The sequence below is a fragment of the Wolbachia endosymbiont (group A) of Nomada flava genome (genome assembly GCF_964027055.1).
Classification (GTDB): Bacteria; Pseudomonadota; Alphaproteobacteria; order Rickettsiales; family Anaplasmataceae; genus Wolbachia; species Wolbachia pipientis.
The window spans coordinates 231870-246804 of record NZ_OZ034725.1; the positions used below are offsets into that span (position 1 = coordinate 231870).

At 35.6% G+C, this 14935-nt stretch carries 11 protein-coding genes and 1 pseudogene; 8 read left to right on the forward strand and 4 right to left on the reverse strand.

All coding sequences use genetic code 11. The annotated features are described in order from the left end of the window. Positions 1-35 precede the first annotated feature (35 nt). The 6 genes from AAGD70_RS01200 (at position 36) to AAGD70_RS01225 (ending at position 10460) form a co-directional block, all read left to right on the forward strand. Entirely contained in the window at positions 36-479 is a 444-nt protein-coding gene (locus AAGD70_RS01200; protein WP_065094925.1) for a PD-(D/E)XK nuclease family transposase, read from the forward strand. Positions 480-961: 482 nt separating this feature from the next. After that, positions 962-1117 (forward strand): reverse transcriptase N-terminal domain-containing protein, encoded by a 156-nt coding sequence (locus AAGD70_RS01205; RefSeq protein ID WP_245611460.1) that lies wholly within the window; start codon positions 962-964, stop codon positions 1115-1117. A gap of 347 nt (positions 1118-1464) precedes the next feature. Next, positions 1465-4026, forward strand: coding sequence for an ATP-dependent chaperone ClpB (clpB, locus tag AAGD70_RS01210; protein WP_065095323.1), 2562 nt, complete (start codon positions 1465-1467; stop codon positions 4024-4026). Positions 4027-4053: 27 nt separating this feature from the next. Further along, positions 4054-8805, forward strand: a complete 4752-nt coding sequence (locus AAGD70_RS01215) for an NAD-glutamate dehydrogenase (RefSeq protein ID WP_065095322.1) — start codon at positions 4054-4056, stop codon at positions 8803-8805. A 4-nt stretch (positions 8806-8809) separates the two neighbouring features. Next, a complete protein-coding gene (locus AAGD70_RS01220; protein ID WP_065094878.1) occupies positions 8810-9106 on the forward strand; it encodes a hypothetical protein in 297 nt (98 codons plus the stop codon). After that, on the forward strand, positions 9078-10460 hold the full coding sequence (locus AAGD70_RS01225; protein ID WP_065094879.1) for a PleD family two-component system response regulator: 1383 nt from the start codon (positions 9078-9080) through the stop codon (positions 10458-10460). Before AAGD70_RS01220 ends, AAGD70_RS01225 begins: the two co-directional genes overlap by 29 nt. A gap of 122 nt (positions 10461-10582) precedes the next feature. Here AAGD70_RS01225 and AAGD70_RS01230 read toward each other — a convergent pair whose 3' ends face one another. The 3 genes and pseudogenes from AAGD70_RS01230 to AAGD70_RS01245 form a co-directional block, all read right to left on the reverse strand. Beyond that, a complete protein-coding gene (locus AAGD70_RS01230) occupies positions 10583-10747 on the reverse strand; it encodes a hypothetical protein (protein WP_156517994.1) in 165 nt (54 codons plus the stop codon). Positions 10748-10827: 80 nt separating this feature from the next. Continuing rightward, a complete protein-coding gene (gene recO / locus AAGD70_RS01235; RefSeq protein ID WP_065094880.1) occupies positions 10828-11550 on the reverse strand; it encodes a DNA repair protein RecO in 723 nt (240 codons plus the stop codon). A 200-nt stretch (positions 11551-11750) separates the two neighbouring features. Next, positions 11751-12781, reverse strand: a pseudogene (locus AAGD70_RS01245) (PDDEXK nuclease domain-containing protein). A 172-nt stretch (positions 12782-12953) separates the two neighbouring features. On the opposite strand from AAGD70_RS01245, the gene AAGD70_RS01250 reads away from it, so the two are divergent. Continuing rightward, the gene (locus AAGD70_RS01250; RefSeq protein ID WP_022626225.1) at positions 12954-13574 is read left to right on the forward strand and encodes a hypothetical protein; all 621 of its coding nucleotides are present in this window, start codon (positions 12954-12956) and stop codon (positions 13572-13574) included. A gap of 78 nt (positions 13575-13652) precedes the next feature. Continuing rightward, the gene (locus AAGD70_RS01255) at positions 13653-13820 is read left to right on the forward strand and encodes a hypothetical protein (RefSeq protein WP_245611019.1); all 168 of its coding nucleotides are present in this window, start codon (positions 13653-13655) and stop codon (positions 13818-13820) included. A gap of 80 nt (positions 13821-13900) precedes the next feature. On the opposite strand, the gene AAGD70_RS01260 is transcribed toward AAGD70_RS01255, so the two are convergent. Continuing rightward, positions 13901-14935, reverse strand: a complete 1035-nt coding sequence (locus AAGD70_RS01260) for a zinc ribbon domain-containing protein (RefSeq protein ID WP_245611452.1) — start codon at positions 14933-14935, stop codon at positions 13901-13903.

Here is a 14935-nt window from a genome sequence, read left to right on the forward strand (position 1 = left end):
GTGTATAATTATTCGTCTCCTAATTGTATTTAATTATGGCCTTTTCGAAATTTCTCGATCCAAAAAACAATTTCGCGTTCAAGAGAATATTTAGCACTGAGAAAAATAAAGATATTCTCATTCACTTTCTCAATGATATATTGGACTTCGCTGGCAAAGATGAAATAGAAGAAATAGAATTTCTCAGCACTATCATGGATGCTGAGATTGCCTCTAAAAAACAAAGTATTGTTGATGTTTTCTGTACTGATTCTGCTGGAACCCAGCTAATTATTGAAATGGTGCGACCTGAAAGTCTTCGGTCATATTGTTTAAAAGGAGAGGAATTCCTTCAGAAAGAAACTAAAAGAGTTCTAAAACTTATTAAACCAGATGTTTTGCCATCTGAGTCTACGCATCAGTGCGAATCGGGTAACCGGTTGGTGCCAAGCGATGCGGACAATAAACCTCCTCTTGAAAAAGAAGATGCTCAATCGTGAAAGGAGCATAAACTACAAGCATCATGTGGTTGGAGAGCTAGGCTTAGTGGTATGGTGAACGTAAGTGAAGCTTCATAAGTATCGTAACGATTAAAGAGCTAAAGATGCTGATAAGCTCCGACCAAAAGGTAATGTGACATTTTTCATTTCTGGATGTACGCAAATCACCGGTATAGAGAAGTCACCTAACCCACTGTTGTATGACAGAAGGAACAGGGTAAGCCTGTATTTCCGCCTATATGGCAAGCAAACCGCAAGGAACGCTGATGAAAATGCAGGTAAAGGATAATGGAGAAAGCGAATGCCATTTTGTAACGAAATGGATAGAATTTGTAACATTAATTCGCGTGAAAACGAGCAGACTTTCATTTGGTCCCTCGTGACAAGAAACTTTGTTAACCACTTGAGGTAGAGAAGCAGATGATTACAAGTAAAACTGTAAGTGCGCCTACCAACAGCTCTGAAGCATGGAACCAGTTATCATGGAAGAAATGCCAAAAGTTGTTATGAGGCTACAAAGACGTATTGTTAAAGCTGTCCAACAAGGAAGATGGGGTAAGGTGAAAGCTTTACAGCATCTTCTCACACGCTCCTTTAGCGGCAAAACTTTAGCTGTTAAAAGAGTAACTGAAAACTGACCTTACCCACAAAAATGATGAAGAAATTAGGAATATTTTTTACAAAAAGGACAATACTAACAAAAGAACTTTATTCTATTTAGAATATAAAGTTACAATAAATTTTCCTGTCATCTCCAAATAAATTACATTAACTTAGTATTGTATATTGTTAATAACTTAAATAATACAACCATTTTCAGCAACAAAAACCAAAGGTCTTGAGATACAAGATATTTGTATGGTTACTATGATAGTTCCTTTTTTAAGAAAGTTTTAAATTTCATACCTAACAATAAACAACTTTAGGTTTAAATTTATGAAATCAGTTGTTATATACATCAGCAAATACGAATTTAACTGGTGTTATGGACTTAAATAAATTTACCGAAAAAGCAAAAAGTCTAATTCAAAGTGCTCAAATGAAAGCGTTGGGGGCTGGGCATCAGATTTTTATGCCTGAGCATTTACTCAAAGTGATGCTTGAGGATGAATTAGGTTTAGTTCAGGATTTGATAAACGCTTGTGGTGGAAATGTGCAAAGTATTTCTGATGCTGTGGATAGCGCAATAAAAAAGTTGCTAGTAATTGAAGGTCCAGGAAGTGGTGGCCTTCAGCTTTCAAGAGAAATAGCAAAAGTTTTTGAAGATTCAATTGGTATTGCTCGGAGGAATAAAGATTCATTTGTTGCTGTCGAGCGTTTACTGCAAGGCCTCACTGCACAAAAAGATGATACTGTAGGCAAAATTCTGGCAGAGAATGATGTGACTCCACAAAAACTGAACTCAGTTATTGTAGAAATGAGAAAAGGCAGCAGTGCAGACTCGCCAAACAGTGAGGAAAAATTAAACGCAGCAAAGAAATATACAAAAGATGTTACAGAGCTTGCTATGCAAGGAAAGCTTGATCCTGTAATTGGTCGTGATGAAGAGATCAGAAGAACTATGCAGGTATCACTAAGGCGGACAAAAAATAATCCAGTGCTGATCGGTGAACCTGGTGTTGGAAAAACTGCAATAGTCGAGGGGCTTGCAAACAGAATTGTTGCAAACGATGTGCCACTTAGTTTGCGTGATGCAAAGGTTTTAGCTTTGGATCTGGGTAGCTTAATCGCTGGAACGAAGTTTAGAGGAGAATTTGAAGAAAGGTTAAAAGCAGTTATTAATGAGCTTTCGAAAGCGGAGGGAAAAGTTATCTTGTTTATAGATGAGCTTCATACTTTAGTTGGAGCAGGAGCAACAAGTGGTGCAATGGATGCTTCAAATTTGCTAAAGCCTGCTCTTGCGCGTGGAGAAATTCGCTGTATAGGAGCCACAACTTTAGATGAATATCGTGAACATATAGAAAAAGATCCTGCACTTGCAAGGCGTTTCCAGCCTGTGTTTATCTCTCAACCAACTGAAACTGATACCATTTCAATACTCAGGGGTTTGAAGGAAAGATATGAGGTGCATCATGGTATAAGAATTACAGACGGTGCAATAATTGCTGCTGCAACGTTGTCCAATAGATATATAACAGATAGGTTTTTACCTGATAAAGCAATTGATTTGATTGATGAAGCAGCAAGCAGGGTGAGAATTGAGATGGATAGCAAGCCTGAAGTTATTGATGAACTTGAGAGAAAGGTTATACAGCTAAAGATTGAAGCAGAGGCTCTAAAAAAAGAAAGTGATGAAAATTCTAAACAGCGTTTAAAAAAGATAAATGAGGAGATTGAAAACCTAAACAGTAAATTTGCTGACTTAAACAGCAAATGGCAGATGGAAAAGAATAAAATAGCTAGAATACAAGAAACAGCCGAAAAATTAGATAACGCTAGAAAAGAGTTGGAATTAACTCAGCGGAGTGGAAATTTAGGAAGGGCAGGGGAATTGATGTATGGTGTGATTCCTCAGCTTGAGAATGAATTAAAAAATCAGGAAAAGGTTACTGATAGCTTCTTAAAGAAAGAAGTGACTGGAGATGACATTGCAAACATTGTTTCAAAGTGGACGGGAATTCCAGTTGATAACATGATGCACAGTGAAAAGGAAAAACTCCTTAACATGGAGAATGAAATAGGAAGAAAAGTAATAGGGCAGAAAAATGCAATAGAAGCAATAAGTAATGCAGTTAGGCGCTCTCGCTCTGGTGTGCAAGATACTAATCGACCTTTCGGTTCATTTTTATTCTTAGGCCCAACCGGGGTTGGAAAAACGGAACTGGCAAAAGCCCTTGCTGAATTTCTGTTTGACGATCAATCAGCGCTTCTGCGTTTTGATATGTCAGAATATATGGAAAAACACTCTGTTTCAAAGCTAATTGGCGCACCTCCGGGGTATGTTGGCTATGAGCAAGGTGGCAGATTAACCGAAGCAGTAAGAAGAAGGCCATATCAGGCTATTCTGTTTGATGAAATAGAGAAGGCAAATCCAGATATATTTAATCTATTGCTGCAAATCTTGGATGAGGGTAGACTCACTGATAGTCATGGTAAATTAATTGATTTTCGCAACACCATACTGATTTTAACTTCTAACCTTGGCGCTGAGATAATGCTTAAAGGGAATGTTGATTCTATAAGAAATGAAGTGATGCAAATAGTTAAGTCGGCATTTCGTCCAGAATTTTTAAACAGACTGGATGAAATTATTATATTCCACAGTTTAACCAGAGATGACATCTATAAAATTATAAATGTTCAATTTTCTTATTTACAAAAAACACTTGCTAAGCGTAAACTGAGTATAAGTTTGTCACAGGAAGCTAAAGAACTAATAGCACAAACTGGCTATGACCCTGAATATGGAGCAAGGCCATTAAAAAGGGTTATACAAGAGTGTATTCAAAATAATTTAGCTAAATTAGTTTTATCAGGGGAAGTAGTAGAAAATGATGAGCTAATAGTGTACGCTCTTGATAATGAAATCTTAGTTAAAAAGGTTTAAGTTCACTGTGTATTTTTGTTAAAAAAAATGTGTATAGATCATAATGTTGACACTGAGTCTTTATTTAAGTTAGCTGATCAAGAAAATCAGCAAGATAAAGAAAAAATTAAAAAATTTATTAAGTATTTTTATAGTTTTGTTTATAAAAGCGACCTAAAAGCCAATGATAAGTTTTTGCTATATATTGTAAACGATGCTTACAATTTTGTTTCTCAAAAAGAAAAAGATGAAAGTAAGTTAGTAGTAAGTAATATAGATGATATACCAGGAATAGAAGGAGATTTGACCACGATTAAGATAACAAACGATGATATGCCATTTTTGGTTGACTCTGTTATTGCAACTATTAAATCGCACAATTTAACCATATGCTATTACGGCAACAGCATAATTAACATTAAAAGAAAAGATGGCCTAATAGACGAGATTTACCCTTTGGAAGAAAGCAATGGAGTCAAAGAGTCAGTTATATATGTAATTATCAAAGGTATAAGTGACAGTTTTGTTGATACATTAAAAGAATCTCTACAAAAAACGCTGAAAGCAGTTAATTGTGTTGTGAAAGATTGGTACTTAATGCTCAAGAAACTTGATGAGGCAAGTCTTTCTGTCATCCCAGTACTTGATACTGGGATCCAGGAAAAGGACACGTGGATTCCAGTGTCACGCACTGGAATGACACCAGACCGAAATCAAGAGCAAAAAGATTTTCTAGTTTGGCTAAAGAACAATAATTTTGTATTTCTAGGTTATCAAGAATATATTGCTGGTAAAGATGAAAAACTCGTCTGTGATAGCAAAAAGGACCTTGGCCTGATGAGAGTAGGTCAAAGTACGTTGATTCCTTCTGCAAACCTTGATTCCCTATACATATTGAGATCAGATCTAATCTCAATAGTCCATCGGCGTACATACATGAATTGTATAGGAGTAAAAGAATTTGATGACCAGGGTAATGTAGTAAAGGAACGGCGTTTTTTCGGGCTATTTACTTCTGTAGCGGAGGTCCAAGATATTCGAACTATTCCAATAATAAAAGATAAAGTTAAAGTTATAGAAAAAAATGCAGGATTTGTAACCGGGGGCCACAACAATAAAGCTTTGATTTCTATTTTGCAAGTGTTCTCTTGTGATGAATTATTCCAATCAAATGAAGACGAATTATTTAAAATTTGCATTTCGATCATGTCTCTTGCGATTAGGCCAAGGGTCAGATTATTTTTAAGAAGAGTCGGGGATTTTATTAGTTGCATAGTGCTGATACCGATGCATTATGCTAGCGCTAGGCTAATGTTCAAGATACGTGACATATTGAAGGATGAGACAAGTGCAGGAAGTTCAGATATTTATAACAATCACATTATCAATGAATATGATTTGATGAAATTGCATGTAGTGCTAAAGACCAAAAATGCTAGCGTTCTTGATGATGAAGTTTTGCGTATCGAAAACAAATTAAGAAACATTACAGAAAAGTGGGAAGATCGTTTTATAGACAATTTATACAATACTTTTAGCACTGTTGAGGATATATTCATCCGTTATTGCAAGGCATTTCCAATAAGCTATCAAGAGAGTTTCGAACCTCATGACGCATATTACGATATGAAAAAATTGGAGATAGTGAGGAAGAAAGGAGTTAGCGAGGTCGATTTAAGACTTACTCGTGATAATCTTAATTATCAATTAAAGGTTTATACTCCAAACAATGGAGGCCTTGAATTATCGAAGATATTAAGGATCACTAAGAATTTGGGAGCTAAAATTCTATCTCATAATGGCTATTACATAGAAATTAACGGCGGAATATGGATACACCATTTTGTGTTGTCAAGAGTCGATGAATTAATAGACAACATTACTCTAAAAGAGCAATTTGAAATAACACTTGCGAAAGTGTTTAGCAAGGAAATTAAAAATGACTATTTCAATAGTTTGATCATTATTGCTGGGCTCAAGTGGAAGGAAGTGCTTCTGGTTAGAGCGTTAAGTGCTTACCTAAAGCAGACGTCATTTAACTATAACCCAGAATATATGCAAAAAGTGGTCTCAGAGTATCCAAAAGTAGTAAAGTATTTGATAGAATTATTTCACTCAAGGTTTGATACTAAAATAGATATCGATAGGGCAGAAACTACTAACATTTTGACAGAAAAAATCGAGGAACTTCTAAAGGAAATCAGCAATGCTTCACATGATTACGTTTTGCGCTCGATATTTAACTTGATAATGGCTATTTTAAGGACCAGTTATTATCAAGATAATAAACCCTACTTATCTATAAAATTTGACTCAAGTAAAGTGAATGGTTTGCCTGATCCTCGCCCATATCGTGAATTGTATGTTTATTCAAACCTTTTTGAGGGAATACATCTAAGAGGAGGAAAATTAGCCCGTGGTGGCTTGAGGTGGTCGGATAGGACGGAAGATTTTCGCACTGAAGTTTTGGGGCTCATGAAAGCTCAGATGACAAAAAATGCGGTTATTGTACCTGTTGGCGCAAAGGGTGGGTTTGTAATAAAGCAAGCTTATAAAGATAAGAATATTTTAAGAGAGAAAGGTGTTGAGTGCTATAAGGATTTTATCAGAGGAATGCTTGATATTACTGATAATGTAGTTGATGGTAAAATAATTCCACCAAAGGATGTGATTAGGTATGATGAGGATGATCCATACTTGGTAGTTGCAGCAGATAAAGGCACTGCTTCTTTTTCTGATTATGCCAACCAAATAGCCTCTGAATACAATTTTTGGCTTGGTGATGCATTTGCATCTGGTGGATCAGCAGGTTATGATCACAAAAAAATGGGTATTACAGCCAGAGGTGCATGGATTACAGCACAGAGGCATTTTTGGAAAATGAATAAGGATATTTACCAGGATGCAACTGTTATTGGAATTGGGGATATGGCTGGCGACTTATTTGGAAATGGTATGCTGCTTTCAAAAAATATACATTTAATCGGCGCATTTAACCATATGCATATTTTTGTTGACCCAAACCCTGATGCAGAAAAGAGTTTCACAGAGCGTAAACGTCTCTTTGAGTTACCATTTTCAACTTGGATGGATTATAACAAAGATTTGATTTCTAAGGGTGGAGGAGTATTTGAGCGTAGCAGTAAGCAAGTAAACATTTCTCAAGAAATAAAAAAGTGCTTTGATATAACAGAAGATATGCTACCTCCAAGTGATTTGATTAGATATCTGTTGAAAGCAAAAGTGGACTTCATATGGAATGGAGGAATCGGCACGTTTGTTAAGGCAAAGAGTGAAAATCATAGCATGGTCGGTGACAAAGCAAACGATGAGTTAAGAGTGAATGGTAAAGATATTAGAGCTTCTATGTTTATAGAGGGTGGAAATCTTGGTTGTACACAGTTTGGAAGAATAGAATATGCTGAAAAAGGTGGATATATCAATGCAGACTTTGTTGATAATTCAGCCGGAGTGATATGTTCGGACCTTGAAGTTAACATTAAGATTGCATTTGTTTCAGCTATGAAAGCAGGGGGTATTTCTTTAGAAAAAAGGAATGAAATACTGGCAAGTATGGTGGATGAAGTTGCATCCAAAGTGCTTGAGAACCACAACAAAATTGAAACAAAAGCATTACTTCTTGAGTGTTTGCAAGCTAAAGAGAGATTGGAGCAGCACCACAGGTTACTGCTCAGTTTAGAAAAATCTGGGCTGTTAAACCGAAGCGTAGAATTTCTTCCAACTGAAGAAGAGATAGCAAGGATGTTAACTGGTGCAGAAGGTTTCAGTTCTCCTCAGCTCTCTGTTCTAATGTCTTATGCTAGAACAGCAATAAAAAATGAAATTATACATTCCGATCTGTCTGAAAAAGATCTTATATCTCATGACTACTTGCTAGGTTATTTTCCTAAAAAGATGGTAACAAAGTTTAAGGATTTCATATTAAAACACCAACTTCGTAGAGAAATTATCTCTACTTGCATTGCAAATGATGTGGTGAATAGAATGGGCTGTATATTCATCAATAATTTGGCTGAGAACACTGGAATTAAGATACAAGAAGCGGTTAACATATATATTGTTGTTAACCACCTGTATGATTTAAACAGCCTGTGGCAGAAAATTGATGAATTGGATGGAAAAATTGATGTTAACTCATACTTACAAATAGTGAGGAACGTGCAGAAATTTATTGGCAGAGTATCATTTTGGCTAGTGAAAAATCTTGGCAAGCTTAGCTTTGTAGAATTGGATGATGTTACAAAATTTAAAGATGCAATTGAAACTTTAGGCCAGAACTTAACTGATGTTTTAGATGAACACCTATTAAAGATCTATAGCCATGGATCAACTTCTTTAGTAGAACTTAATATAAATAAAGATCTAGCAAAAAAAGTTGCTGATCTATGCATTCTTGCTTATGCACTGGACATTATATCTGTTGCTGAACAGACATCTTTGTCCATTCTTGATGCTGGTAAAATATACTTTGAGTTAAAGTCGCTGTTAAGATTTGATCTGATTAGAACAATTGCCATCAAGATGAAAAGCCGCTCTTCTTATTGGGATCGCAGCTTAGTTAATGATTTATTGGACGATTTAAGCAATTACCATCACAAGCTAGCTGTTAAAGTCATAAAAGCTACTGATAACCCCGAAGATAAGGTTCAAACCTGGGCTTGTGATGATAAGGACTACATAGAACGTTATAATAGTTTTTTAGATGAGATGGTTGCTTCTAAACTTGATTTAAGCAAATTAATATTTATAATCAGAAGGATTAAAGTACTTGCTTCCTAGGAAAATGTTCAATATAGGTCTTTCAGAAATTTTAGTTGTAGCTTTAGTGAGCATAATTGTTCTTGATAAAAATAAGGTACCTGTATTTATTGATCTTATTAGGAATGTGTATAAGTATCTTATGATTATAAAATCAAAAGCTAGGAGGTTATTGAAAGACGCAGGAGTTGAAGACTTATATAAAGAGTGTAATACTGAGAAAGTAAATTACATAGTTGGTAAAAATGGTAAGCTTTATCCTACTTACGATATAGATAATACATCTAAAGATAATGACAGCGAAGATTCTGGTAGTAGATGATGTACTATCTAATGTCAAGCTTTTAGAAGCTCGACTAAAAGCAGAGTACTATACGGTTATCGTAGCTCATGATGGTGAAGAAGCTATAGATTTAGTAGCAAAGCAGCAGCCTGATATTATATTACTTGATATCATGATGCCAAAGATGAATGGCTTTGAAGTTTGTAAGGAGCTAAAGAGTGATCCCTTGACAACCCATATTCCAATAATTATGGTAACTGCGCTGCATGATACTCATGATAGAGTGCAAGGTATTAATGCTGGCGCGGATGATTTTCTGACTAAACCAATAAACGAAACTGCTTTATCTGCACGAATTAAGTCTCTCACGCGCTTAAAAATGATTATCGATGAATTGCGTTTGAGAGGAGAAACTAACGCTGAGATTGGTGGAGTCGCAGGAAACAGTATTATGGATTATTCCAATCAGATTTTTGATGCTAACATACTTGTTATAGATGAGGATGTTCATCAAGCAGAGCAGATATATAATATATTAAAGCAACGCTTTAGGTCAATTAAAATACTGAGTGATCCAATAGAAGCATTGAAGGTTGGTATTGAGAATGGTTACGACCTGATCATTTCTGATATGCAATTTTCAAAAACTGACGGCTTGCGTTTGTGTTCTGAGTTTCGTAGTAAGGTGGAAACACGTTATACACCAATTCTGATTCTTTCTGAGGATTATGATAAAAACAATTTAGTAAAAGCACTTGATGTAGGTGCTAATGATTATTTAACAGTACCTTTGGATGAGGGTGAGCTAATAGCAAGGGTTAATTCGCAAGTAAAACGCAAAAGATATCAAGATGCCTTGAGAATGAATTTATTTAATAATGCGGAAATGTCTATAAAGGACCCATTAACTAACTGTTATAATAGAAGATATTTTGATGCACACTTAAGAAACATTGTTAAGGACTCTGTGGAAAAGGATAGAAGGTTGTCTCTTATGATACTTGATATAGACTATTTTAAGATAGTGAATGACAGTTTTGGGCATAGTGCTGGAGATGAACTTTTAAAGCAAATACAGAAAAGAATTTCTGAAAATATCAGAGTGACAGATTTACTAGCTAGGTTTGGTGGTGAGGAGTTTGTTGTTGTAATGCCAGATACCAATGTATCAGATGCGTATACTATTGCGGAGAGAATACGAAAAATTATTGCTAAAGAACCTTTTGTACTTGCGGATAAAAATACAACCCATAATGTAACTGTGAGCATTGGAATTGCAGAAATGCAAGGATCTGACTTTGATGATATTAAAAAATTTATAGTACGTGCTGACAGATATTTATATAAAGCAAAAAACAGTGGTAGAAATAGAGTGGTTACTGGCTATAGCTAAAGTGGCTTAAGTTTACCGACAACCGTCATTCCGCTACTCGTTAGCGGAATCTATGCTGAGATACCGCGAATGAATCGCGGTATGACGGTTCGCGGCAGCATGACGATAAGGTTTATACCTTGTCATTCCAGTGCTTGACACTGGAATCCAGTTTTCCATATAATTTCATCGAAAACGTTGTAACCACTTTCCATGCTAGTTTGCTTGTTCACAAGCAAACTTTTCTGGATCCTAGTGTCTGGGCACTGGGATGACATCATAGGGGCGCTGGGATGACACCCTGACAACCGTCGTCCCGCGCTTGTTAGCTGGATCTATGCTAAGAGATACCGCGAATGAATCGCGGTATGACGTAGGACTGCTAAGATTAAAGCGACAACATGAGGTTTCTCAGCTCTGGAAATTTCACGTTTAACTGCAAAAATAGATACTTATTTAAAAAATATCCTGTGACTTTCAGTCCTAACTGAAATTCTTGGAATGAGTAGCTGTTTTGTAGGGTATTATTGTATACATCATGCAACATTTGTGGAAAAGGTAGGAGTTTATCTGCATAATAATCTCCTACTTTTTTTGACACTGCTCTACCAGTTTTTGGAGAAATAAATTGCAGATTTTCCTTAACACCTGTTACAGCGCATTTGGATAAGTCTAACTTGAATCCCAATTGCGTAAGAAGCAGAAGCTCTAAGTTAAGATAATGGCTTTGCCAAGACTGATTGTTGTGTTTAATTACATCGATGAAATATCGAAAATTGTCATACAGCATGGCACAGGGTTCACTTTCTGGAAGCACTTTTTCTAAAATAGAGGAGAAAGAAACAATAGTAATGCTTTTTAACCTATCTTGAAAGAAATGATGGAATGGAGATTCGATTAATTCGCACTTAAAAAAACCTAGATTTTCAGGTAACTTAGCACTCCATTCTGCATGTAATAGATTACTTATCTGAAACTTATAATTGCTATTGTTTGTTAGCTTAGTTAATCCCCTGCGCTTTCCATGATTTTTTGTAAACAGAGAGAGAATTAAGTTTTTATCGCCGTATTTTTTAGCAGCTATAATGATGCCTTCATCTTTCCATCTCATTTAGAGTATATTGACCGTATGATATTATAGGATAGTACACCTAGAGCTTGTAATCCATAAAAATCACTTACTCCGTTACTGTCTGCTTCCAAAGTTTCAAGGCTATGAGAGAGTAAGTTATTGGCTGCCACTCTTCTTCCTGAGCCTCCATGCTGAGCTTTTGGTTTGCTAAATAATTGTTTGAATGATTTTAGTAACCATTACTTTTCCTTATCTGAAATTTTGGATAATTCAGCTTCTAATTCTTCTATCGTCGGTAAAGCTGTTTTTATGTTCTCTGGTAGATTTTCAGTTATTCGATATTCCGCTAATCCTATTGGTTTATTTATGTCTTTGAGTGTATATTTAGCAAGTACATCGTCTTTAGATTTACATAAGATTAACCCTATAGAAGGTTGATCTGTCGAGTGCTTCAGTAAATCATCAACTGCAGAAAGTAAAAATTCATTTTACCAGCATATTCCGGCTTAAAATCCTTATCTTTTAGTTCAATCACTACGAAGCAACGTAACTTTAAATGATAGAATAATAAATCAATATAAAAGTCTTTATTACCAACATCTAAATGAAATTGTCTACCAACAAATGCAAATCCTTCACCGAGTTCTAACAGAAATTTTTCCATATGTCCTACGAGTCCTTTTTCTACTTCTCTTTCATGAGCATCCTTACCTATACTTAAAAAATCAAAAATATACGGATCTTTTAATGTGTAATGTGCTAGATCGGATTGTGGAGATGGTAATTTTTCTTTAAAATTAGTTATTGCCTTTCCTTGACGTTTATGTAGTCCAAGTTCTATCTGCATCACCATAATGTTACGTGACCAGCCATGTTCAATAGCTTTTTTTACATAAAATAATCTTATTTCATGACTTTCTATTTTTTCCAAAAGAGTGATATTGTGATACCAAGTTAATTGTGCAAGAGGCTCCTGCACAAATTCAACATCAGGATATTCTTCGGCAAACTTACGCATATACTTCAGATTTCTCGTGCTAAAGCCTTTCATTTCTGGAAATGTACTTCTCAAATCCTTACTTAGTTGATCAATTACCTTAGCTCCCCAGGTATGTTCTTTTTGGCGTTTTAGGATCTCTGTACCAATATGGTGGTAAAGCAAAATAAGCTTACTATTTACTGCAAGTGCTGCCTTATAACGGTTTGTTGCAATATGATCCTTCAACTGCTCTAAAAATTCTGTATATTCTTTTGCTATAATTTTTGTCATACGGTTCCTTTTAATCCATTATACAATTCCTTTGTCTGTCGAGAAGACAATCTTCCGCTTGCCTTCAGCTTTGAAGGGATTCCTTATTGACTTCAAACTCGTCCATCAACTAAAATATATTGACTTTACGTGCAATATTAGCTTTAAACCAGTAAAACAAGCTGCTTAACATATGCGTTTTTTCTATTCTAATTATATTCTTTTTTTGTCTTTATGTTGTTTTTTGCTTTTTTCGTTATCTTCAACAAAAGCCCAAACGAATGATACGTTAGCTGTTCCTATACCACAAAGGAAAAAAGAAATAGTTGAGCACACTGTTGTAGCACAACCGAGGCAAATTATCGAAATGCAAGAAGAAGTCATTATTAACGAGGGTAAAGAATTCATTCCAATTCCAAAAAGAAAAAAAAGTGTAGAGAAAAAACTAAGAAGGGATGTTAGAGGGGCAAAAAATGAAATAGGAAACGAAAAAAGCGTTGAGAGCAAAAAGGATGAATTAGTTGTAACAGAAATTATTAACTCTATAAGAGACAAGCTCACAAAATGCTGGAGCATTCCTGAAAGCATAGCTTACAAAGAAAATTTTAATATAAAAATTAACTTATTGTTATCCAGTCAAGGCGAGATAATTATGGCGGATGTAGCAGACAGTGATTCCTATCGAAATAATCCACTTTTCAGGTCGATAGCAGATAATGCAATGCGTGCAGTATATAAATGTAGCCCATTGACCGGCTTGCCTACTCAGCACCACCACATTTGGCGTGAAGTAACACTAGACTTTATTCTATAGCTAAAGTAATTCTATAATTTAATAAGCCCACTGTATCCGTTCAGGATAGCAGCAAGGTAGTATAACCATAGAGTAAAAGTGAGTTTACAACAAATGGTGTCATCCCAGTGCTTGACACTGGGATCCAGTTTTCTTTACAAATTCACCAAAAGTGCTTCATTCTATAACGCAAAACCCATACTTACCAAACCCAATGCATTACTTGCAATTAAGTTTCCTGGATTCCAGTGTCAAGCACTGGAATGACACCATAGGGGGAGCTACTTGGATGACGGGAGAAGGAGGTTGCTTGGATGACACCCTGATAACCGTTATCCCGCTACGTGTTAGCGGCTAAGAGATACCACGGCGGTATGACGGTTAAATAATTCGTCATCCCGCTGCTTGTTAGCGGCTGAGATACCGCGAATGAATCGCGGTATGACGGCTAAGTAGGGTGTCATCCCAGTGCCCATACGACTAGTACAACATTGCATAATTCTATTATGGCTATTTTGATCAAAGTTTGCAAGACTTTTTATGCGAAATACTATATACAAGTGATTGTGATTGATTTCAATTTGATGAATTAACATTCTAATAATATTTTGCTTAGTCTGCCAATCTACCAGATCAAGTTTTGATTCAACACTTGAGGAAAAGTTTTTCAAGCTATCTGTAACAAGGCTCAATTCTTGTTGTAATTTCTTTTGATCAAGTACTTTTTCTTTTTCCTCCTCAATTTCTTTTAAATGCTGTTTCATTGTTGTAATTCTTGGCTCAAATTCTTCTTGGCTTATAAACCCTTTGGCATAGCTATCTATAAATTTTTTTATACTTAATCTTAACTTACTTTCTTGCTTTTCACGTGTTTGATTATGTAGAGGTTTTTTGTTCTCTGACAATCTACGTTGATATTCATTTGCAATCCTATCTGGCTCTTTTAGTATACTCTTGACTTCTTCCCATATAACTGCATCTAATACATCAGTGCGTATTGATTTATTGTCACATATTCTGTTGCCATTAAACCTGGAGCCAGAACAACGGTAGTAAGAATAACGTTTATTTCTACTATATACACCACAATAAGTATATTGGCAACGCTGACATACTGTTAAACTCCGCAACAAAAAAGTTTCTTTTCTTTCTCGAGCTCTTGCCCTTTGCCTATTTTCAGTTAGCTGTACTTGCACTGAATCAAATAAATTATCACTGATTATTTTTGGCACTGGAACGTAAATCCAGTTCTCTTTATCATTACTAAAATGACCATTTTTGAGTTTACCACAAGTTCCTTTTTTTGATTTCCTTACTTGTGGCTTCGAGCATGCCTTAGTTTTACCATAAGCTGCTCGTCCTATATAAGAGGTTGTCCACAA